The 21,293-nt window shown below is 60.6% G+C and carries 14 protein-coding genes and 6 pseudogenes; 12 read left to right on the top strand and 8 right to left on the bottom strand.

Annotation, left to right across the window (positions count from 1 at the left end; genetic code table 11):
- Positions 1–401: 401 nt before the first annotated feature.
- The gene (locus JFV26_RS30610) at positions 402–1,340 is read left to right on the top strand and encodes a cyclase family protein (protein WP_201197333.1); all 939 of its coding nucleotides are present in this window, start codon (positions 402–404) and stop codon (positions 1,338–1,340) included.
- 180 nt (positions 1,341–1,520) lie between these two features.
- Here the strand turns inward: JFV26_RS30610 and JFV26_RS30615 are convergent, their stop codons facing one another.
- Positions 1,521–2,420 carry a LysR substrate-binding domain-containing protein gene (locus JFV26_RS30615; RefSeq protein WP_201197334.1) on the bottom strand — a complete coding sequence of 300 codons (900 nt, stop codon included), beginning with the start codon at positions 2,418–2,420 and terminating at the stop codon, positions 1,521–1,523.
- A gap of 117 nt (positions 2,421–2,537) precedes the next feature.
- On the opposite strand from JFV26_RS30615, the pseudogene JFV26_RS30620 reads away from it, so the two are divergent.
- The 3 genes and pseudogenes from JFV26_RS30620 (at position 2,538) to JFV26_RS30630 (ending at position 4,784) form a co-directional block, all read left to right on the top strand.
- Positions 2,538–3,553 (top strand): annotated as a pseudogene (locus JFV26_RS30620) (aldo/keto reductase).
- Positions 3,550–4,346: pseudogene (locus JFV26_RS30625) on the top strand (SDR family NAD(P)-dependent oxidoreductase). Before JFV26_RS30620 ends, JFV26_RS30625 begins: the two co-directional pseudogenes overlap by 4 nt.
- Before the next feature lie 27 nt (positions 4,347–4,373).
- Entirely contained in the window at positions 4,374–4,784 is a 411-nt protein-coding gene (locus JFV26_RS30630) for an SRPBCC family protein (RefSeq protein ID WP_201197335.1), read from the top strand.
- A 136-nt stretch (positions 4,785–4,920) separates the two neighbouring features.
- Here JFV26_RS30630 and JFV26_RS30635 read toward each other — a convergent pair.
- Both JFV26_RS30635 and JFV26_RS30640 read right to left on the bottom strand, forming a co-directional pair.
- Positions 4,921–6,314, bottom strand: a pseudogene (locus JFV26_RS30635) (sensor histidine kinase).
- Entirely contained in the window at positions 6,292–6,975 is a 684-nt protein-coding gene (locus JFV26_RS30640; protein ID WP_201197336.1) for a response regulator transcription factor, read from the bottom strand. The pseudogene JFV26_RS30635 and the gene JFV26_RS30640 overlap by 23 nt, the downstream one beginning before the upstream one ends.
- 168 nt (positions 6,976–7,143) lie before the next feature.
- Here JFV26_RS30640 and JFV26_RS30645 point away from each other — a divergent pair, with 168 nt between their 5' ends.
- The 6 genes and pseudogenes from JFV26_RS30645 (at position 7,144) to hcnC (ending at position 12,696) form a co-directional block, all read left to right on the top strand.
- Complete coding sequence (locus JFV26_RS30645) at positions 7,144–7,479, top strand: hypothetical protein (RefSeq protein ID WP_201197337.1); 336 nt, start codon at positions 7,144–7,146, stop codon at positions 7,477–7,479.
- Positions 7,480–7,690: 211 nt separating this feature from the next.
- The gene (locus tag JFV26_RS30650) at positions 7,691–8,632 is read left to right on the top strand and encodes a hypothetical protein (RefSeq protein ID WP_201197338.1); all 942 of its coding nucleotides are present in this window, start codon (positions 7,691–7,693) and stop codon (positions 8,630–8,632) included.
- Between the two features lie 309 nt (positions 8,633–8,941).
- On the top strand, positions 8,942–9,481 hold the full coding sequence (locus JFV26_RS30655) for a hypothetical protein (RefSeq protein WP_201197339.1): 540 nt from the start codon (positions 8,942–8,944) through the stop codon (positions 9,479–9,481).
- Between the two features lie 244 nt (positions 9,482–9,725).
- On the top strand, positions 9,726–10,040 hold the full coding sequence (hcnA, locus tag JFV26_RS30660; RefSeq protein ID WP_201197340.1) for a cyanide-forming glycine dehydrogenase subunit HcnA: 315 nt from the start codon (positions 9,726–9,728) through the stop codon (positions 10,038–10,040).
- A pseudogene (gene hcnB / locus JFV26_RS30665) lies at positions 10,037–11,445 on the top strand (cyanide-forming glycine dehydrogenase subunit HcnB). Before hcnA ends, hcnB begins: the two are co-directional and overlap by 4 nt.
- Positions 11,438–12,696 (top strand): annotated as a pseudogene (gene hcnC / locus JFV26_RS30670) (cyanide-forming glycine dehydrogenase subunit HcnC). Before hcnB ends, hcnC begins: the two co-directional pseudogenes overlap by 8 nt.
- Positions 12,697–12,793: 97 nt before the next feature.
- Here hcnC and JFV26_RS30675 read toward each other — a convergent pair.
- Complete coding sequence (locus tag JFV26_RS30675) at positions 12,794–14,608, bottom strand: monovalent cation:proton antiporter-2 (CPA2) family protein (RefSeq protein ID WP_201197341.1); 1,815 nt, start codon at positions 14,606–14,608, stop codon at positions 12,794–12,796.
- Positions 14,609–15,586: 978 nt separating this feature from the next.
- Here JFV26_RS30675 and JFV26_RS30680 point away from each other — a divergent pair.
- Positions 15,587–16,500 (top strand): annotated as a pseudogene (locus JFV26_RS30680) (LysR family transcriptional regulator).
- Here the strand turns inward: JFV26_RS30680 and JFV26_RS30685 are convergent.
- The 3 genes from JFV26_RS30685 to JFV26_RS30695 form a co-directional block, all read right to left on the bottom strand.
- A complete protein-coding gene (locus JFV26_RS30685; protein ID WP_201197342.1) occupies positions 16,490–17,260 on the bottom strand; it encodes a substrate-binding domain-containing protein in 771 nt (256 codons plus the stop codon). The pseudogene JFV26_RS30680 and the gene JFV26_RS30685 overlap by 11 nt on opposite strands.
- A 27-nt stretch (positions 17,261–17,287) precedes the next feature.
- On the bottom strand, positions 17,288–18,580 hold the full coding sequence (tcuC, locus tag JFV26_RS30690; RefSeq protein WP_201197343.1) for an MFS transporter: 1,293 nt from the start codon (positions 18,578–18,580) through the stop codon (positions 17,288–17,290).
- 423 nt (positions 18,581–19,003) lie between these two features.
- The gene (locus JFV26_RS30695; RefSeq protein ID WP_201197344.1) at positions 19,004–19,609 is read right to left on the bottom strand and encodes a DJ-1/PfpI family protein; all 606 of its coding nucleotides are present in this window, start codon (positions 19,607–19,609) and stop codon (positions 19,004–19,006) included.
- A 149-nt stretch (positions 19,610–19,758) separates the two neighbouring features.
- Between JFV26_RS30695 and JFV26_RS30700 the strand changes: the two genes are divergently transcribed.
- Positions 19,759–20,067, top strand: a complete 309-nt coding sequence (locus JFV26_RS30700) for an RcnB family protein (RefSeq protein WP_201197345.1) — start codon at positions 19,759–19,761, stop codon at positions 20,065–20,067.
- Positions 20,068–20,088: 21 nt separating this feature from the next.
- Here the strand turns inward: JFV26_RS30700 and JFV26_RS30705 are convergent, their stop codons facing one another.
- Positions 20,089–21,162 (bottom strand): sensor domain-containing diguanylate cyclase, encoded by a 1,074-nt coding sequence (locus tag JFV26_RS30705; RefSeq protein WP_201197346.1) that lies wholly within the window; start codon positions 21,160–21,162, stop codon positions 20,089–20,091.
- Positions 21,163–21,293: the final 131 nt, after the last annotated feature.

Genomic DNA, 21,293 nt, shown 5'->3' on the forward strand with positions numbered 1-21,293 from the left:
TTGGATTCTTTTGTGAGTTGAAAAAAGGCCTGTGAAACCGGCCCGGGCAATTTACTCAGGGAGGTGGGTGAAGTCAACCTTCAATGTCCGATTAAAGTTCAATTGAATGGAAAAACTGCGGATACGATTATTGAAGTTAGAACTTGTTCAGGTAAATGACAGTTAATTGTCACGGTCCCCTGTAGGAGCTGCCGAAGGCTGCGATCTTTTGATCTTGATCTTGATCTTGATCTTCGGCGGCTGTTGAAATGCGAAGATCAAAAGATCGCAGCCTTCGGCAGCTCCTACGCACTCGCATTACTCGTGCCGATCCAGAACTATTGTATTGCCCGCACCTGCCTGTTTCCCCGCAGTAGGGCTGCGTACCTTGGCGTCACTGCTACCCCACAAGGACGCCCCCCATGCTCAATCGTTTGATACTGCCATTTACCTTGCTCTTCACGTTTAGCGCTGCACAGGCCGCCGATGCGGAAAAATGGTATCCCTCGAAATACGGCGCCGATGACGAGATCGGTGCGCTCAACCTGTTGAACGCCGACTCGGTGCTCAACGCCGCCAAACTGATCAAGACTGGCAAGACCTATCCGCTGGCCGTGCCCATCGACAAAACCCTCCCGGCCTTCCGCCATCGCAGCTTCAACCTGACCAACGTCCAGCCAGGCGAAGCCGGCGGCACGACCATGGGCCCGAACAAGTTCACCTTCAACGATGAACTGGTGGTGGGCTGGACCGGCGTCGGCACCCAGCTCAATGGCATCGGCCATATCGGCATCGACTACGTCTACTACAACGGCAATCGCGCGGCTGATTTCGTCACCGTCGAAGGGGTGAAAAAACTGGGCATCGAGAAGGTCCCGCCCATTGTCACCCGTGGGGTGGTGCTGGACATGACCGCCGTGTATGGCACACCAATCGTGCCAGAGAAAACCGAGTTCAGCGTCGCCGATATCCAGAAGGCCCTCGACCTGCAAGGCATCACCATTCAGAAAGGCGATGTGGTGCTGTTCAACACCGGTTGGCTGGAGCTGCTGGGCAAGGACAACGCGAAGTTCCTCGCGGTGGAGCCGGGCATCGGCATGTCGGCGGCCAAATGGCTGGTGGACAAGCAGATCGTCGCTTTTGGCGGTGACACCTGGGCCTCGGAAATCTACCCGGCCAAGGACGGCCAGGAGTTCCCGGTCAACCAGTACATGCTGGCCAAGAACGGTATCTACAACCTGGAGCTGATCGACAGCCGCGCGCTGGTAAAAGACAAGGCCTGGGCGTTCATGTTTGTCCTCGGCCAGCCGCTGTACAAGGGCTCGACCCAGGTCAACATCAACCCGGTTGCGATTCACTGAGCGCGATTGTTCGGCGCTGACAGAGCGGGTGGTTGCCGGTATCGGTTAAACACTGCAATCCCCTGTGGGAGCGAGCTTGCTCGCGATTGCGGTGGATTATTCAACATGAGTGTTGGCTGAGAGTCCGCTATCGCGAGCAAGCTCGCTCTCACAGGGGTTCTGTGGTGTGTTCTGACACAGTTACTGCCCCGAGCCCGGTTCGGTCAGGACTTTCCTGAACGTCTCCACCAACGGCCGCAGGTTAATCCGGTGCCACGCCGCCCACAGCGGCGTGGTGAAGGAGATCCACGGCACGTCCCGCAGCACCACGCCTGGCGGTGCACTGCGGCTCAAACCTTTCTGGATCATCGCGATGCCCAGACCCGACGCCACAAGCCCCAGCGCGGTGAACGGTTCGGTGGCTTCCATGCGAATGTCCGGGGTGAAACCGGCGCGGATGCAGGCGCTGACGAAGTCGTCGCGGCGGGTGACATTCTGGCGGTGTTGTACGCCGATCCATTCCTGATCGGCCAGGTCGGCCGGGGTTAGCGTCACCTGTTGGGCCAGCGGATGGTGTTCGGGCAAGGCCAACAGCATCGGGTCGTCGAGCACCTGGAAGCCCAGCAGGTCCGGGTCATCCGTGACCGGCGGTTCGCTGACCAGGGCGATATCCAGACTACGCTGGCGCAGGCCTTCCAGTTGTTCGGCAGAACTGAGGTTGTACAACGCGACGTGGACGTTCGGCCGGTCCACGCGCAACACGCGCAGGGCATTGGGCAGCACCCCGGCGTGCATGGCATTTTCGATGTAGCCGATGCACAACCCGCCTTCTTCACCGCGACCGAGACGTTTGCCCAGTGATTCCAGGCGATTGGCGTGGGTCAGCAGGGCGCGGGTTTCAGCGAGGAAAGTCTGGCCGTCACGGGTCAGGCGGATGCGCTGCTGGCTGCGTTCGAACAGGGTCAGGCCCAGGCGTTCTTCGAGCTGGGCGATTTGCCGGCTCAGGGGCGACTGGGAAATGTGCAGGCGTTCGGCGGCGCGACCGACGTGTTCTTCTTCGGCGACGGCGACGAAGTAGCGCAATTGGCGGATGTCGATCATGTCAGACCTATAGGGACTCAAGTACTGCATATTATGTCTTGGACGGTCAGATCATCGCAATCTACGATCTGCTCAACGGTCACCCACGTGGCCAACGACACTGATGAGGATTGAATAATGAGCTTGAAAGACAAACTGCCCGGCGCACTGGGTTTCGGCACCGCCCCATTGGGCAACATGTTCCGTGCCATCCCGGAAGAAGAGGCGATGGCCACTGTGCACGCTGCCTGGGATGCTGGCGTGCGTTACTTCGATACGGCACCGTTTTACGGGTCGGGCCTGTCGGAGATTCGCCTGGGTGCTGCGCTGGCCCGATACAACCGCGACGATTACGTGCTGAGCAGCAAGGTCGGCCGGGTGATTCTCGATGAAGTCGAAGACACCGCGGCCCGTGACCTCGGCGAAAAAGTGGTGTGTTTGAACACGGCCGCCCGAACAAAATCGTCAATGACTACAGCGCCGACGCGACGCTGCGTTCGATCGAGGACAGCCTCAAGCGTTTGCAAACCGATCGCCTGGACATCGTTTGGGTGCACGACATCGCCCAGGACTTCTACGGTGATCAATGGCTGGAATACTTCAACCAGGCCCGCACCGGGGCCTTCAAAGTGCTGACTCGTTTGCGCGAAGAAGGCGTGATCAAGGGCTGGGGGCTGGGCGTGAACAAGGTCGAGCCGTGCGAATTGACCCTCGACTTGACCGAAGCCCAGCCGGACGGTTTTCTGTTGGCCGGTCGCTACACGCTGCTCGACCATGAGCGTGCCCTGCAACGCTTGATGGACGCGGCGCTGGCGCAAAACGTCGAGATCGTCGTCGGTGGTCCTTACAGCTCGGGCATCCTGGCCGGTGGTGCGCACTTCGAATACCAGAAGGCGAGCCCGGCGATCATTAATAAGGTCGAGCAGATTAAACGCATTGCTGCTGCACATGGCGTCAGCATCAAAGCGGCGGCGCTGCAGTTCTCCTTGGCTAACCCGGCGGTGGCGGCGGTGATTCCGGGTTCCAGCCGTCCTGACCGCATCGCTGAAGATGTGGCGGCGTTGACGGAGGTGATTCCTGCTGCGTTCTGGCAGGCGTTGCGTGAGGCGAAACTGATTTCTGAACGGGCGCCGTTACCGGGCGGTGTCGTATGAAAATTGATCTGAGTGGCAAGTTGGCGATTGTCAGCGGCAGCACCGCCGGCATTGGCCTGGGCATCAGCAAGGCGTTGGCCGAGTGCGGCGCCACCGTGGTGGTGATCGGCCGCGACCCGGCCAAGGTTGAACAGGCGCTGACGAGCATTCTTGAACGGGTGCCGGGCGCGCAACTGCGTGGCCTGACTGCTGACCTGGGCACTGCCGAAGGCGCCGCGTTATTGTTCGCCGCCGAACCGCGAGCGGACATCCTGGTGAACAACCTCGGAATCTTCAACGAAGTGGATTTCTTCGATGCGCCGGACAGCGAGTGGACGCGCTTCTATGAAGTCAACGTGATCTCCGGCGTGCGCCTGGCCCGGCATTACACGCCGGCCATGGTCAGCCAGGGCTGGGGCCGGGTGATCTTCCTGTCCTCGGAATCCGGGGTGGCGATCCCGGCCGACATGATCAACTATGGCGTGACCAAAAGCGCCAATCTGGCGGTGTCCCATGGCTTGGCCAAACGGTTGGCGGGCACCGGCGTGACGGTCAATGCAATCCTGCCCGGCCCGACCTTTACCGATGGCCTGGAACAGATGCTCAAGGCCGCCACGGCCGAGTCCGGCCGTAGCGCCCGGAAGAAGCCGACGCCTTCGTGCGCAAGGCTCGGCCCAGTTCAATCATCCAGCGCGTGGCCGATGTCGAAGAAGTTGCCAACCTGGTGGCGTACATCGCCTCGCCACTGTCCTCGGCCACTACCGGCGCTGCGTTGCGGGTCGATGGCGGTGTGGTCGACAGCATGGCAATCTGAATTTCATTTATAGCGAGAGCATTTCACATGGCAACTGCATCAGCGTTTATCGATATCCCGGCTTCGGCCGATGAGGTTTGGCAACTGATTGGCGGCTTCAACTCGCTGCCGGACTGGCTGCCGTTTATAGCCAAAAGCGAGTTGAGTGAAGGCGGGCGGGTGCGCAGCCTGGAGACGGCGGATGGGGCGGTGGTGGTGGAGCGCCTGCAAGCGTTCGACAACGCGGGCAGAACCTACAGCTACTCTATCGAACAAGCACCGTTCCCGGCGACCGATTACCTGGCGACTCTGCGGGTCGAAGCCCAAGGGCAGGGCGCCCGGGTGACCTGGTCCGGGCGCTTTGCCGCCAAAGGCGTGACCGACGAAGAAGTCGAAGCGCTGTTCAACGGCATCTACCAGGGCGGCCTCGAAGCGCTGCGCGCCAACTACCCGACCTGACGTCAACCCCCGTAGGAGCTGCCGAAGGCTGCGATCTTTTGATCTTGCTTCTCCGCAATGCCGGTAAGATCAAGATCAAGATCAAGATCAAGATCAAAAGATCGCAGCCTTCGGCAGCTCCTACGGGGGATTTGTGTCAGGTCTGTGGGATCAAACTCTGCCGACAATCCAGCGCCAAACGCGCGCCGCCGCTGTCGCTGGTGCCGACGTCGAGGGTAAACCCGTGCAGGCTGACAATCGCCGCAACGATCGATAGCCCCAAGCCAAACCCACTCTGCTGATTACCGCCCTCAGCCCGATAGAACCGCTGGAATACCGCTTCACGTTCAGACGGAGGTATGCCGGGCCCGGAATCGAGCACTTCGATTCGTGTGTGCCCACCCTGATTGATCCCACGCAAAATCACCTCGCCACCGGGCGGCGTGAATTTGATCGAGTTGCTCAACAGGTTCGCAATGGCTTCGAACAACAGCGCCCGATCACCATTGAGTGAAGGCAGGGACGCGGGCAGTTGCAGTTGAAAAACCAGCTCGCCTTCTTCCGCCAGCGGCAGATAGAAGTCATGCAACTCCTGCAGCAGCGGCACCGGATCAAGCTGCACAAAGCCCGAACGACGCTGACGATCCTCCAGTTCGGAAATTCGCAGCAACCCGCGAAACCGTGCCATCAAGGTGTCGGCCTCGGCCATTACCGAATCCAGTTGCTGCGCCAGGGGCGAGCTCTGGTCGGCCTGTTGCTGAATCCGGTACAACTGCGCTCGCAGGCGGGTCAGTGGGGTACGCAGGTCATGAGCGATGTTGTCACATACGCCTTTGACCTCGTTCATCAGGCGCTCGATGCGCTCGAGCATGGCATTGACGATGGCGGCGAGCATGTCCAGTTCGTCGCGCCGGTTGGACAGTGGCAAACGGCGGGTCAAGTCGCCGGCGACGATGGCTTCGGCACTGGCCTGGATCGCGCGGATGCGCCGCAGCGGACGGCGGCGTAACAAATGCCAGCCGGCGATGCCGGGCAGGATCGTCAGGGACACCCCCAGAACAGCGCGCGGAGGATGATCCGGGTGACGGCAAACAACGAACCGTTGTCGCGCACCAGCACCAGCCAGCGACCGTCCAGCGTCGGGGTCGCCACGGCGTCGCAGCTGTCTTCGGGCAAGGTCGGGTCGTCGGACTCGGCGCAGTCCGCGAGCATGTGGATCCGGGCGTCCAGCGGCAGATCCGACGGTATCTCGCGCAGGGCGCCGCTGAGGTAGCGATGCTCGGCGTCGAACAGGCCATAGGCATCGATGCCGCGGATGTCGAAGGTCATGCTGGCGGCGAGGGCATCCACCAGTTGTTCACCCTGGAAGCGCGAAAACAGATGTTGGCGCTGCATCAGCGAATGCTTGGCGAGGTTGTCCAGATAGCCGGAGACTTCGTAGTACATGACCCCCATGAGGATCCCGCTCCAGGCCACGAACAGTGAACTGTAGAGCGCCAGCAAACGGCTGCTGGAAGAGCGCCAGCCTTTAGAGGGGTTCAGCAATGACATACCCCGAACCTCGCACAGTCCGGATCAGTGGGACATTGCCGGGCGGGTCGATCTTCTTGCGCAAACGGCCGATGTGCACGTCGATCAGGTTGGTGCCGGGGTCGAAGTGGTAACCCCAGACTTCTTCGAAAATCATCATTCGCGACAGAATCTGTCCGGTGTTGCGCATCAGGAACTCCAACAGCTTGTATTCGGTAGGCAGCAGCGTCAGCAATTCGCCATTGCGGCTGGCTTCGTGGCTGATCAGGTTCAGTTCCAGATCCGCCACCCGCAGCGTAGTGGCGTGGGAGCTGACCGTGTTTTGCCGGCGCAGCAACACTTCCACCCGCGCCGCCATTTCATCGGTGGCGAAGGGTTTGGTCAGGTAATCGTCGCCACCGGCCCGCAGGCCTCGCACGCGTTCGTCGACGTCGGAGAGGGCGCTGATCATCAGAATCGGCGTGGCCACGCCCATGGTCCGCAGCGTGGTGACAATCGCCAGGCCATCGAGCTCCGGCAACATGCGGTCGAGGGTGATCAGGTCGTAGTGACCGCTGACCGCTCGCGCCAGGCCTTCACGACCATTGTCTACCCAGTCCACTTCCAGACCGTGGCTGCTCAGTTCAGCCACGATTTCCCGCGCGGTCACGGCGTCGTCTTCGATGGTCAAGATTCGAGTCATAGGGCGGGGCCTGCTAATCGGTTCATTACAGAGTGAGGGCATTTTGCCAAGAAATGCTCGCGGCTTAGTAAATTAACTTTCATGTTGCTTCAACAACCTGGCGAGCGCGGCGTTAATTTGCCTGGAAGGTTGATATCATCGTGCCATGACTTTGACAGGGGTTTCACTGTGCGCACGCTGATTCGCCGTGGCTGGATGCCGATATTGTTGCTGTTACTAACCGTTGCCAGCTCAGCCACATGGGCTGGCAATACTCCATGTTCAGGGAAGAAGGGCGGGATTGATCGCTGCGACGGCGATCTGTTTTTGTGTAATGACGGCTCCATCAGTGCCTCGAAAAAGAGTTGTTCAGCCCTGTATGGCGGCCCGCGTCAGGCGCGGCCCGCGTCGTTTTTATACAGCAGCGATGGCTGTGCGTGCGGCACCGGTTCTTTTTGCACCGGGCCGCGGGGCGGGGTGTATTGCCTGACGCCCAGCGGTAATAAAAGCTACAAGCGCAAGTAGGCTGCTCAACCTCAAATGCTCGCATTGCGCTCAATGCATAAAACCCGCTGATATTAACCAGCTCTTGCAAAATGCATGGTCGAAAAATCCGGATTGTTTCTTAATCTTTTGAAAATTAAAGATTTATTTAAAGTTGGCGACTGGCACGGTGCCTGCAATTGCTCTTTCGACGAGTTGTAACACCATCTTTCATGCCTGGAGCTTCATAATAATGAATAGATCTTCTGAGGGTTTTTATCCTGCCGCAGATGAATCAAGCACGCTCTCGGGCGTGTCCTGGGGCGCGATCTTCGCCGGGGCTGCTGCGGCAGCGGCGTTGTCGTTGATTCTGGTGTTGCTCGGCTTCGGGCTGGGCTTTTCGGCTGTTTCACCGTGGGCCAGCGAGGGCGTCAGCGCCAAGGCCCTGGGCGTTTCAACGATTGTCTGGCTGGCCTTCACGCAAATCATTGCCTCCGGGCTCGGCGGTTACATTGCCGGGCGCCTGCGGGTGAAGTGGGCCAACATGCATGGCGATGAAGTCTATTTCCGTGACACCGCCCATGGCTTCCTGGCCTGGTGCGTGGCAACGCTGGTGACGGCGACCCTGGTGGTCGGCTCGGTCAGCAGCATCGTCAACGGTGGTGTGCAGGCCGGGGCGAGTGTCGCCGGCGGTGCCGCCAGTGCCATGAGTCAGGCTGCGGGGACCGCTGCCAGCAACAGCAACAGTGATCCGTACGGCTACTTTGTCGACAGCCTGCTGCGCGATGATCGCCCGGCCGCCGTCGGCGATGACGCGGCCCGTGGCACTGTCACCCGGATCTTCGTGCGCACCTTGGGCAGCGACGGCCAACTGGCTGCCGAAGACCGGATCTACCTCGCGCAACGGGTCGCCCAGCGCACCAACCTGACCCAGGCCGATGCCGAACGCCGTGTCGACGAAGTCTTTGCCAAGGCTCACAAAGCCGTGGATGACGCCAAACTCGCCGCCAGACAAGCTGCCGATACCGCCGCCAAAGTCGCTGCCTGGACCGCGTTGTGGATGTTCGTTGCGCTGCTGGCCGGTGCGTTTTTCGCCAGCCTTGCCGCTACCTTCGGCGGTCGCCGCCGGGATGCCGTGGTGTACCTGGAATCCGATGCCTACGTGACCACCACCGCGCTGCCACCTGTTCGCTAACCGGGAGAATCATCATGCGCTCACTACTTCTGTTCTTTCTCGGCGTGCCAATCCCGATCATCATTCTGATCGCCTTGTTCATGCACTGATCCCGCTGAGGCACATGCCTCTGCCTCTGCCTCTGCCGCTTCTGCCTCTGGTAGAAGCGGCGTTTTGCTTTCTAGGGCAATATGCAATGAGAGTTATCCCTGTGGGAGCGGGCTTGCTCGCGAAAGCGGTCGAACATTCAGCATTATTGTTGACTGATACACCGCTTTCGCGAGCAAGCCCGCTCCCACATTTAATTTGTGTACATCAAGGAGAACCAGTTTGGACAAGAAGGAAATCAAACAGCAAATCGTGGCCATGCTCGATGCCGGACGCTCCAGAACCGAAACGTTCAAGGCGTTCTCCGGTGGGGCGATCAAGGACCGCGTGCTGGCTTATTTGATCGGCGCGCACCCGGCCCCGGCGCGTATTGAGCAGCATCAAGGCAAGATCAAGACGCTGCTTGTATTGACGGTCGCTCAAGCAGTGCTCGGTGCTGTTGCAGGGTTCTTCCTCGGTTCGATGATCGGCCCCAAGGCGACGGTGTTTTTCACCCTGTTCGCCGCGCTCGTTCCCCTCTGGTTTGCGTATGGCTTCTACAAGAATCGGGCGCAGTTCTACACCGTCTACGTCATCCTTTCCATCAGCCAGCTTCCGCGCTTGTTCAAAGACTTTGCCGAGGACCCGGTCTCGACCCTGATTGGCGTCGCGATCACCCTGGGCATGGTGTTTTTTGTCGCCTGGCTCAAGACGCTGCTGTTTCCCGACCTGGCTTTTTTCGGCCCGAAAAAAATCAAGGGGCAGTACGTGTTTTCCAACTGACGGCCGGGGCAGCACGGGGTGGGTTTCACTGGCGTGGATCAATATTTCGAAGCGAAATATCGCTTAACGTAAATCAATCAAGCCCTCGCTGCGGCATCAACTACAGTGCTTTGGTGCGCAGCTATTGCTGCCGACGAAGTACCAGTGCAGACCTTCTCGTTTTTTGCGTATCAGTTGGCCGGCAACGTGTAGTGCAGCATGGAGCTGGCAAACCCACCTGAACCTTTCATGGAAGAACATCGCAATGCAACGCTTAGACAGAACCTTCGATATCCAGCCGCTGGTACGGGCGGATATGACTTTGCACATCAACGGCCAAGCGGTCAGCGCCGCCATCGGCGAAACCGTCCTCACGGTCATTCAATCCCTTGGCCTGCGCCAGGTGGCTCGCAACGATCACGATCAAATCAGCGGCGCCTATTGCGGCATGGGCGTGTGCCAATGCTGCCTGGTGAAAATCAATGGCCGGCACAAGCGCCGCGCCTGCCAGACCGTCGTGCGTGACGGCATGATCGTCGAAACCCAGGTCAATCGCATCGCCGAGCTGGAGGCTTTATGAGCCTGCATCCGGTGATCGTCGGCGGCGGGCCGGCGGGCATGGCCGCGGCCATTGAACTGGCCCGCCATGGCGTGCGTAGCACCTTGCTGGAAGAAGCTTCGCGACTCGGCGGTGTGGTCTATCGCGGACCGCTGCGCGACGGCGTCCAGCTCGACTACCTGGGGCCGCGTTACTCCGAGATCCTCAGCCGATTGCACGGCGAGTTTGAGGAACAGTCGGGGCTGATCGACGTGCGCTTGAACCATCGCGTGGTCGGTGCCGAGGGCACTCGGGCATTGGTGGTGCTGGACGCCGATGAGCATCTGCACGAGATCGCCTACCCGCAATTGCTGCTGGCTGCCGGTTGCCACGAGCGCAGCGTGCCGTTTCCTGGCTGGACCTTGCCCGGTGTGATCCTGCTCGGCGGGTTGCAGCTGCAAATCAAGAGCGGGGTGGTCAAGCCCCAAGGGCCGGTGGTCATTACCGGTACCGGGCCGTTGCTGCCGCTGGTGGCGTGTCAGTTGCACGCCTCCGGGGTAACAGTCGCCGGCGTTTATGAAGCGTGCTCGTTCGGCAAGATCGCCCGGAAAGCCTGGCGCTGCTGAATAAACCGCAGCTATTTCTCGATGGCCTGAGCATGTTGGCGTTCATGAAAATGCACGGCATCCCCATGTATTACGGTTGGGGCGTGGTCGAGGCCAGGGGCGATGGCGAGTTGCAATCGGTCACCGTGGCGCCGTATTCGCGCACCTGGGTGCCGGACCTGAGCCGCGCCGAACAGGTCGCCGCCCAGACCCTGGCGGTCGGTTACGGCTTCATTCCTCGCACTCAGCTCAGTCAGCAAATGGGCCTGAACCACGGCTTCAGCGACGACGGCTACCTGCGGGCCAACGCCAATATCTGGCAGCAAAGCAATGAGCCTCACGTCCATCTGGCCGGCGACATGGGCGGGATTCGCGGCGGTGAAGCGGCGATGCTGGCAGGGCGGATCGCGGCGCTATCGATGCTGCTGCAACGGGATGTTCTGGACACGGAGCTGGCGCTGGTCAGGCGTGACCGCTTCCTGTCCAAGCTCAAGGCGATTGTGCGCTTCCGTGCGGCGGTTGACCGCTACACCGGGCGCGGTGCCGGGCAGACCGCTTTGCCGGCCGCGGACACCGTGATCTGCCGCTGCGAGCACGCCACACGCGCCGACATTGACCGGGCGCTGGAACAGGGCGTGCAAGACATGGCCAGCCTGAAAATGCGCACCCGCGTCAGCATGGGCGACTGTCAGGGGCGGATGTGCGTCGGCTATTGCAGCGACCGGCTGCGCGAAGCCACCGGGCGCCAGGATGTGGGCTGGTTGCGACCACGCTTTCCGATCGACCCGATTCCGTTTTCAGCCTTTCATAACGCCGCCACGGAGGCCGCCAGCCATGAGTAAGTTCTATGACGTGGTCATTGCCGGCGGCGGCGTGATCGGCGCGTCCTGCGCCTATCAACTGTCCAAGCGCAAAGACCTCAAGGTTGCGCTGATCGACTTCAAGCGTCCGGGCAACGCGACCCGGGCGTCGGCCGGCGGCTTGTGGGCCATCGGCGAATCGGTAGGGCTGGGCTGCGGGGTGATCTTCTTTCGCATGATGTCGGCCAACCGCAAGCGCGAAGCCCACGGCTCAGCCGTGGTGGTCGACTCCAGCACGCCGCACATCCTGCCGCAGTCGTTCTTCGATTTCGCCTTGCAGTCCAACGCCCTGTACCCGGCGCTGCACAAAGAGCTGCGGGACAACCACGGCATGGACTTCAAGTTCGAAAAGACCGGGCTGAAGTTCGTGATCTACGACGATGAAGACCGGCTCTACGCCGAGCACATCGTTGCCTGCATTCCCCATTTGGCGGATCAGGTGCGCTGGCTGGACCAGGCCGCGCTGCGCGAAGCCGAACCCGCCGTCAGCCATGAAGCGAGGGGCGCGCTGGAGTTTCTCTGCGACCATCAGGTCAGCCCGTTCCGCCTGGCCGATGCCTATACCGAAGGCGCACGGCAGAACGGCGTGGACATGTACTTCAACACCAACGTCACCGGTGTGTTGCACCACGGCTCGCGAGTCACCGGCGTGCAAACCACCGAGGCCGGGGTGTTTCATTGCACCACCCTGATCAACGCGGCGGGGGCCTGGGCTGCAGACTTGAGTGAGCAGGCCACCGGCATTCGCATTCCGGTGAACCCGGTGAAGGGCCAGATCCTGCTGACCGAGCGCATGCCGAAAATCCTCCGCGGCTGCCTGACCACCAGCGACTGTTACGTGGCGCAGAAGGACAACGGCGAGATCCTGATCGGCAGCACCACCGAGGACAAAGGCTTCGACGTCACCACCACCTACCCGGAGATCGCCGGGCTGGTGCAAGGCGCGGTGCGCTGCATTCCGGAGCTGGCCGACGTCAACCTCAAGCGTACCTGGGCCGGGTTGCGCCGGGGTCGCCGGACGAGCTACCGATTCTTGGGCCGATGAAAGGGGTGGACGGTTATCTCAATGCTTGCGGGCATTTTCGCACCGGCATCCTGACGTCGGCGATTACCGGGGTGCTGCTGGATAAACTGGTGAACAACGAACCGTTGCCGCTGGATATCACACCGTTTTTGGCGGACCGGTTTGAGGTGAAGGCTGAGGCTCAGGTGAAGGCGCTGGAGTTGGCCTGACGCAGCACCGCGTTATCGTTCATCGCGGGCAAGCCTTGCTCCTACAGGTTTTGCGTCATGCCACTTGTAGGAGCAAGGCTTGCCCGCGATGGCGGCTTCAAGCCTTGCCTGATTTCTCCTGCTCCTCCAACTGATCCGCCTCAAACAACTTGGCCAATTCCGCCCGCGCTTCCTGCGCCGTCTGCAAGACTTTTGCCGCATCGTCATAAACCGCATGCTGCGCCTCCAGCACCTGTTCATCGTGGTGCTTGAAGCGTTTGATCCGCGCATCGGCCTGTGCCTGGGTCAGTCCGAGGCCAACCAGTGTCCGCCGGCTTATTTCCAGGCTGGAATAGTAGGTTTCCCGAATCGCCTCGGCGCCAAGGTCGACCAAACGATGTACATGCTGGCGGTTACGCGCCCGGGCGATGATTTTGATGTGCGGATACAAGCGGTGCACCACCTCCGCAGTCTTGATGTTGGTGTCCGGATCATCGGTGGCGATGATGAAGTATTCCGCCTGCTCGACCTTGGCTGCGCTGAGAATTTCCGGGCGCATCGGGTCACCGTAGAACACCGGCACGCCGCCGAAGCTGCGGGACAGCTCGATGGTTTCCACCGACGTATCCAGCGCCACGAACTTGATGTTCTGCGCGCGCAAAATCCGCGCAACAATCTGGCCCATCCGGCCCATGCCGGCGATCACCACACGTGGCGCATCGGTGTCGATTTCGCGGAATTTCTCCGGCACCACCACCGGTTGCACCTTGGGCGAATACAGCCGCGCGCACAGCAGCAACAGCAGCGGCGTCACCGCCATGGACAGGGTGATCGTCAGCACCAGCAAGTCGTACAGGCGCGGCTCGAACAAGCCCTGATCGCGACCAATCTTGAACACCACAAACGCAAACTCACCACCGGCCGCGAGCACGATGCCGAGGCGAATCGCACTGACCTTGCCCAAACCACCGGCCAGGCGACCAACGACAAACAGCAGCGGCAGCTTGATCGCGATCAACAACAGCGTCAGCCCCAGCACCGTGATCGGCGCGCTCAACAGCAGACTCAGGTTGGCGCCCATGCCGACACTGATGAAGAACAACCCCAGCAGCAGGCCTTTGAACGGTTCGATCTGCGCTTCCAGTTCGTGACGGTATTCGGAGTCCGCCAGCAGCAAACCGGCGAGGAACGCGCCCAGCGCCATCGATACGCCGACCAGGTCCATCAACCACGCCGTGCCGATGACTACCAGCAATGCGGTGGCGGTGGACACTTCCGGCAGACCGGTCCTTGCCACCACCCGGAACACCGGCCGCAGCAGGTAACGCCCGCCGATCACCACCACCGCGATACTGCCCAGCACCCGCAAGCCGTGGTTCAGATCTTCAGCGGCACTGCTGGTGTGATCACCGCCGGCCAGCAATGGCACCATGGCGATCAACGGGATCGCAGCAATGTCCTGGAACAGCAGAATCGCGAACGCCAGCCGCCCGTGGGGGCTGGTCAGTTCCTTGCGCTCGGCCAGGCTTTGCAGGCCGAACGCGGTGGACGACAACGCCAGGCCCAGGCCCAGCACAATCGCGCTGTTCAGCGACTGGCCGAACACGAACAACGCCAGTACGCCAATCACCGAACCGGTTAGCAGCACCTGCGCCAGACCGACACCGAACACCGATTTGCGCATCACCCACAAACGTCGCGGCGACAGTTCCAGGCCGATGATAAACAGCAGCAACACCACCCCAAGCTCGGAGATATGGCTGACGCTTTGCGGGTTGCCGATCAAGCCCAACACCGAGGGCCCGATGATCACCCCGGCAAACAGATAACCCAGCACAGCGCCCAATTGCAGACGCTTGGCCAAAGGCACGGTGAGCACCGCCGCGAACAGAAACACGACAGCGGCTTGCAACAGGTTGCCTTCATGGGGCATGGCAAAACTCCATAGACTCGGTACGGCGGGGGATACAAGGATAAGGGCTGGGGCTGCTTGCGTCAGCTATGCCGTTGCGATGATGGTGCCTGATGTACCGCCTTCGTCGGAACGCCGCCCGGAGCAGGCTCGCTCCCACAGTGGATCTTGGGTGTTCAGCTATTTTGTATTCGGCAGAGATCCCCGGTGGGGGCGGCCTTGCTCGCGAAGAGGCCATGACATCCAACATGGATGTCGACTGACACATCGCCTTCGCGAGCAAGCCCGCTCCCACATTGGATCTTGGGTGTTCACATATTTTGTAGTCGGCAGAGACCCCTGTGGGAGCGGGCTTGCTCGCGAAGAGGCCATTACATCCAACATAGATGTCGACTGACACATCGCCTTCGCGAGCAAGCCCGCTCCCACATTGGATCTTGGGTGTTCACATATTTTGTAGTCGGCAGAGACCCCTGTGGGAGCGGGCTTGCTCGCGAAGAGGCCATTACATCCAACATAGATGTCGACTGACACATCGCCTTCGCGAGCAAGCCCGCTCCCACATTGGATCTTGGGTGTTCACATATTTTGTAGTCGGCAGAGACCCCTGTGGGAGCGGGCTTGCTCGCGAAGAGGCCATTACATCCAACATAGATGTCGACTGACACATCGCCTTCGCGAGCAAGCCCGCTCCCACATTGGATCTTGGGTGTTCACATATTTTGTAGTCGGCAGAGACCCCTGTGGGAGCGGGCTTGCTCGCGAAGAGGCCATTACATCCAACATAGATGTCGACTGACACATCGCCTTCGCGAGCAAGCCCGCTCCCACATTGGATCTCGGTAGTACACAAATTTCGTGGTCGGCAGGGAAACCTGTGGGAGTGAGCCTGCTCGCGATGGCGGCTTGGAAGTCGCCGCTATACGGTTACATTTTGCATCAATTAGCTGCATTCATAGGATAAGCTGATCAATCTGCCCGTCCCCCCGAGTGCGCACCATGGCCATCAACTTCGACCTGAACGATCTGCAAGCCTTCCGCGCCGTGGTCGAGCAGGGCAGCTTTCGCAAGGCTGCCGACACGGTGCGCATTTCCCAGCCGGCCTTGAGCCGGCGTATCGAAAAACTCGAAGACGCCCTCGGCGTGAAGCTGTTCGAACGCACCACCCGCAAGGTCAGCCTGACCCAGGCCGGGCGCGGGTTTATCCCCAGCGTCGAGCGTTTGCTGGACGATCTGGACGTGGCGCTGCTGGGCATCAGCGAAGTCGCCTCGACCCGGCTCGGGCATGTCACCGTCGCCTGCGTGCCGTCGGCGGCGTACTACTTTATGCCGCGGGTAATCGCGCATTACCACCGGCAATTTCCCCGGATCAAGGTCAAGGTCCTCGATTCCAGTGCCCACGACGTGCTCAGCGCCGTGGTCAACGGCGAGGCGGATTTTGGCCTGAGCTTCTTGGGCACGCTGGAGTCCGAGGTCGATTTTGAACCGCTGGTGCAAGAGGGCTACGTGGTGGCCTGTCGGCGCGATCACCCGTTGGCCGGGCGCAGCAGCGTGACGTGGGATGAGTTTTACCAGCAGGACTACATCTCGCTGGACAAGACTTCGGGCAACCGTTTTTGCTCGATCAAGCGCTGGCCGGCGTGGTGCCGCAGCGAGCGAGCATCTGCGAAACCCGTCACGTCACGACGATGATCGGGCTGGTGGAAGCCGGGCTGGGCGTGGCGGCAGTACCGATGATGGCGATGCCGGCGCAAGATCACCCGATCCTGACCCGGGTGCCGCTCACCGATCCATGGGTGATGCGCAGTGTCGGGCTATTGAAGCGCCGGGGTCGCACGTTGACCCCGGCAGCCTTGGAGCTGGAACGGCTGGTGGTGGCAATGAAAGTCCAGCCGCCAGCTGTCAGCGGCTGACCGAATCCAGCCCGGTGGCTTGCACCTGCGGCTGAACAGCCGGGGAGGCCAGGTAGTCCAGCAAGGCCTTGGCCTCGGCCGGGTGTTGCGCGCCCAGCGCAATGCCGGCGGCGAAACGGGTCACCGACTGCACCGACTCCGGAATTTTCGCCACAAAACTCACCCCTGGCACCGGCAGCAATTCGCTGACCTGCTGGAAGCCCAGTTGATAGTCGCCGGTCGCAACCACCGAGCCCACCGGGATTTTCGGGATCATCTTCGATTTGGGCTTGAGCTGGTCTTCGATGCCCAACTTCTTGAACAGCTGCTCCTCGATGTACACACCGCTGGCGCTATCGGAATAGGCCACCGACTTGGCGTCGAGCAGGGTCTTTTTCAAAGCCTCGACCGAACTGATGTCCGGTTTCGCTGCGCCTTCGCGCACCACCAGGCCAATCCGCGAGTCCGCCAGTTCCACCCGTGAAGCGGGGTCGACCTTGCCTTGTTTGATCAGGTCGTCCAGCGCGTAGCCGACCATGATCACCACATCGGCTTTTTCACCGCGAGCCAGGCGATTGGGGATTGCCTCCGGCGCCTTGCCCATCGATGGGCCGAGGTCGGTGTGCAGGGTGTTGCCGGTGGACGTGGCGAATTCCGGGCCGAGGATTTTGTAGGCAGCGGTGAAGCCGCCGGAAGTCATCACGCGGATTTCTTCGGCTTGGGCGACGGAGCTCAAACTCGCGATCAGGATCAGCGCTGCATAGCTGAAAAGCTTTTTCATCGATTATTTCTCGCAGTCAAAGGTCAATCACGACACGGCTGGTTGCAGGCGGCCGGTGGAGCGGCGATAGAGAAACAGCGTCGCGCACAACGCACAGAGCGCCGCAAAACTCATCCAGTAACCCGGTGCAGCCTTGTCGCCGGTGTACTGGATCAGCAACGTCGACATCGCCGGAGTGAAGCCACCGAACACCGCCGTGGCCAGGCTATACGCCAACGAGAACCCGGCGACCCGCACTTCCACCGGCATGATTTCGGTGAGGGCGGCGACCATCGCGCCGTTGTACAAGCCATAGATGAACGACAGCCACAGCAACACCAGCAGCATGTTGATGAAACTTGGCGCGTTCACCAGATAGGTCAACGCCGGATAGGCCGTGGCCAGGGTCAGCAGCGACATGGCGATCAGCACCGGGCGCCGACCGATACGGTCGGACAAGGCACCGCCAATCGGCAGCCAGAAGAAGTTCGAAACCCCCACCAGCAACGTCACCAGCAACGCATCGGAGGTGCTCAAGTGCAGCACGGTTTTGCCGAAGGTCGGCGCGTACACGGTGATCAGGTAAAACGCGGTGGTGGTCAGGGCGACCATCAGCATCCCGCCGAGCACGATGCCCCAGTTCTGCGCCAGGGTACGGAACACTTCGCCCATGCCCGGACGGTGTTTGCGCGCAGCGAACTCGGCAGTTTCTTCCAGGTTGCGGCGCAGGAAAAAGATGAACGGCACAATCATGCAGCCGACGAAAAACGGAATCCGCCAGCCCCAATCGGCAATCATCGTCGGCGCCATCCATTGGTTCAGCCCATAGCCCAGTGCTGCCGCGACAATGATCGCCACTTGCTGGCTGGCCGACTGCCAACTGGTGAAGAAGCCCTTGTTGCCCGGCGTGGCAATCTCCGAGAGGTACACCGAGACACCCCCCATTTCCGCACCGGCCGAGAAACCTTGCAGTAAGCGGCCAATCAACACGAGGGCCGGTGCGAACAGCCCGATCGTTTCGTAGCCGGGCACCAGCACAATCAGAATCGTACCGCTGGCCATGATCGACAGCGTGACGATCAAGCCTTTGCGCCGGCCCACATCATCGATGTAGGCGCCCAGCACCACAGCGCCCAATGGCCGCATCAGGAACCCGGCGCCGAACACTGCAAACGTCATCATCAGCGAGGCAAATTCGCTGCTGGCCGGGAAGAACACGGCGGCGATCTGGGTGGCGTAGAAGCCGAAAAGGAAGAAGTCGAACTGTTCGAGGAAGTTGCCGGAGGTCACCCGGAAAATCGAACTGGCGTGGGAACGCCCGGAAGGGCTTGATGCTGTCATTGACGTGTACTCCAGCGCTTTTATGACGTGCGCCGCGTGGGGGCAGCGCACGGTTCTTATTGGCGCGGATAGTGGAGCAGGGGGATCGATATGTTAATTGCATAGTTGGCATGCATTGATGCGTGAAGCGGATCAATGCGCTTGATAATGATGTCGCCTGACACGACGCCTTCGCGAGCAGGCTCGCTCCCACAGGAGATTTGCAGTGAACACAGAATCCGTGAACAACCGAGATTAAGTGTGGGAGCGGGCTTGCTCGCGAAGAGGCCATACGATTCAACATCGATGTCGCCTGACACGACGCCTTCGCGAGCAAGCCCGCTCCCACAGGAGATTTGCAGTGAACACAGAATCAGTGAACACCCGGGATCAAATGTGGGAGTGAGCCTGCTCGCGAAGGCGGTGGATCAGGCAACCCAACCGTCAGATATACGCCTCGATATGCGCCATCCCCCGGCCCACATAATCTTCCTTCTCACCCACCGGCGCGAAGTAGTGCAGCACTTCTCGCGCCGTTTCAATGCCCTTGAGCCGGGCCAGCACCCACGCCGACAAGTATTGCGCCGACAAACAACCGCCCGCGGTGGCGATGTTGCCATTGGCATGAAACGCCTGATTCACGATGTTGGCCCCGGCCGCCTGCACCCAGGGTTTGCTGGTGGTGTCGGTGCAGGCCGGCGCATCGCCGAGTAGACCGAGTTTGGCCAGCAGGAACGTGCCGGAGCATTGCGAGCCCAGCAGTTGTCGCGCCGGGTCGAATTTCAGTTGATCCATGATCGCCGGGTCGTCGGCCACTTCCCGGGTCTTCATGCCACTGCCGAACAGCACTGCATCGGCGGCACAGGCTTGTTGCAGATCGATGTGCGAGTCGATGGTCAAACCGTTCATCGACGTCACCCGTGGCGTCGGCGAAGCAATGTTCACCCGCCAGTCCTGGTCTCCGAGCAGCGAAATGCGGCTGAGCATGCCGTAGGCAATCAGCGAATCCAGTTCGTTGAAACCGTCGAAGGTCAAAATGGCGATGTGCATGGCGAATCCCGATGTTTTTTCGCAGCCTACGCCGACCTGGCGCGACGCCTGCCGTACAGTGGGCCGCAGAATCATCGCTACAGTAAGGAATGATTCGCCATGCGCGCAGTCGGAACTCAGTCACCACTGACATCCCAAGAGGTTCACCGATGAACAGCAAAACCCTTATCGCCAGCCTCGCCCTTGTCGCCGGAATCGCCGGTATCAGCCCCATCGTTCAAGCCGCGGAGTCCCCGCAGAAAACCGTCCAGCCCGGCGTCAACAACGCCCGCAGCCTGGTGAAAGGCGACCGCGCGCCGGAGGTTTATCAGCGCAGCGAAAAAGCCGTGAAAAACTGGAAGGCCAAAGGCCTGAAGGCGCCGGCGTCTGATGCGCAGTGGGTGCAGATCAATGACAAATACATGATGGTGTTGATTACCAGCGGAACGATTGTGGATGTCACGCCGGTAGAGCGCTAAGCCCCTGGAGCCCGGGCGAAGCTATTCGCTGTGCACGCGCACCGGGCTGTTGGTTCCCAACCGATACTGATTATTCCCACTGCGCTTGGCCTCATACATCGCCAGATCCGCAATATGAATCAGCCGATCCATGCTCGGCGCATGATCCGGGAACACCGCGACCCCAAGGCTGGTGCCAATGTGGCGCTGGTCGTTGCCAATCGTCACCGGCGGTGAGAGTTCGACGAAGATTTTCTGACAGATGCTGCGGGCTTCATCTTGCAGGTTGATGCCTTGCGGCAGGCCTTGGAGGATCACCACGAATTCGTCGCCGCCAATGCGCGCGACGGTGTCGGTTGAGCGCAGGATTCGCTTGAGTCGGGTGGCGGTGGTAACCAGCACCCGATCGCCCGCCGCGTGACCGTAATGGTCGTTGATTGCCTTGAAACCATTGAGGTCGACAAACACCAGCGCCACCCGTGTGGCGGTGATGCGCGCCTGTTCCAGTGCATCGGACAGGCGTTCTTCGAGCACCAGGCGATTGGGCAGGCCGGTCAAGGGGTCGTAATGGGCCAGGTGTTGCAGGTAACTGGCGGAGGCTTTTTCTTCGGTGATGTCGCGCACCACACCCATCATTTTGATCGTGGTGTCGTGGTCGTTCTTCACCACATTGCCAGTCTCGCGCAACCAGCGGATGGTACCGTCGGGCCAGACCACGCGGTATTCCTCGTCATGGTTTTCGCCGGTTTCCAGGCAGCGCAATTCACCGGCGCGGACCTTGGTCCGGTCGTCCGGGTGCACGCAGGAACAGAACAGGGCGTAGGAGGGCGTGACCTCGCCGATCTTGAACCCGAACATGCCGTAGATCGCCTCCGACCAGTAGAGCTTGTCGGTGTCCACGTCCCAGTCCCAAGTGCCGATACGGGCGAAGTACTGGCTGCGTTTGAAGCGTTCGGCCTCCGGGTCCAGATGAATGTTTTGGCCTTCGGACAGGCTGGCGATCAGCGCGCGGCATTCCGACAGTTGCTGTTGCAGGGAATACTGGCGCCAAACCAGCGCAACAAGCACGGCAAGCATCACTGAGCCAATGGCAGCGCTGATCCAGAGGACACTCATTCAGGGATTGCCAGCATGGCGTGTTTAACCGTGGAGGGATGGTGCTTATATTAGTTCACGCTGACTGCCGGAAATAGATCCAAACCGCTGCGAACGGTTGCCAATGGCCTGCAATTCTGGGAAAACGCTGC

Source organism: Pseudomonas sp. TH31 (assembly GCF_016650815.1).
GTDB lineage: Bacteria > Pseudomonadota > Gammaproteobacteria > Pseudomonadales > Pseudomonadaceae > Aquipseudomonas.

Bases quoted from the DNA above. Each gene is read 5' to 3' on its own strand.
- JFV26_RS30675 (WP_201197341.1), bottom strand. From the start codon at position 14,608: ATGCCCCATGAAGGCAACCTGTTGCAAGCCGCTGTCGTGTTTCTGTTC.
- JFV26_RS30615 (WP_201197334.1), bottom strand. From the start codon at position 2,420: ATGATCGACATCCGCCAATTGCGCTACTTCGTCGCCGTCGCCGAAGAA.
- JFV26_RS30695 (WP_201197344.1), bottom strand. From the start codon at position 19,609: ATGCACATCGCCATTTTGACCTTCGACGGTTTCAACGAACTGGATTCG.
- hcnA (WP_201197340.1), top strand. From the start codon at position 9,726: ATGCAACGCTTAGACAGAACCTTCGATATCCAGCCGCTGGTACGGGCG.
- JFV26_RS30685 (WP_201197342.1), bottom strand. From the start codon at position 17,260: ATGAAAAAGCTTTTCAGCTATGCAGCGCTGATCCTGATCGCGAGTTTG.
- tcuC (WP_201197343.1), bottom strand. From the start codon at position 18,580: ATGACAGCATCAAGCCCTTCCGGGCGTTCCCACGCCAGTTCGATTTTC.
- JFV26_RS30705 (WP_201197346.1), bottom strand. From the start codon at position 21,162: ATGAGTGTCCTCTGGATCAGCGCTGCCATTGGCTCAGTGATGCTTGCC.
- JFV26_RS30630 (WP_201197335.1), top strand. From the start codon at position 4,374: ATGGCAACTGCATCAGCGTTTATCGATATCCCGGCTTCGGCCGATGAG.
- JFV26_RS30700 (WP_201197345.1), top strand. From the start codon at position 19,759: ATGAACAGCAAAACCCTTATCGCCAGCCTCGCCCTTGTCGCCGGAATC.
- JFV26_RS30650 (WP_201197338.1), top strand. From the start codon at position 7,691: ATGAATAGATCTTCTGAGGGTTTTTATCCTGCCGCAGATGAATCAAGC.
- JFV26_RS30610 (WP_201197333.1), top strand. From the start codon at position 402: ATGCTCAATCGTTTGATACTGCCATTTACCTTGCTCTTCACGTTTAGC.
- JFV26_RS30640 (WP_201197336.1), bottom strand. From the start codon at position 6,975: ATGACTCGAATCTTGACCATCGAAGACGACGCCGTGACCGCGCGGGAA.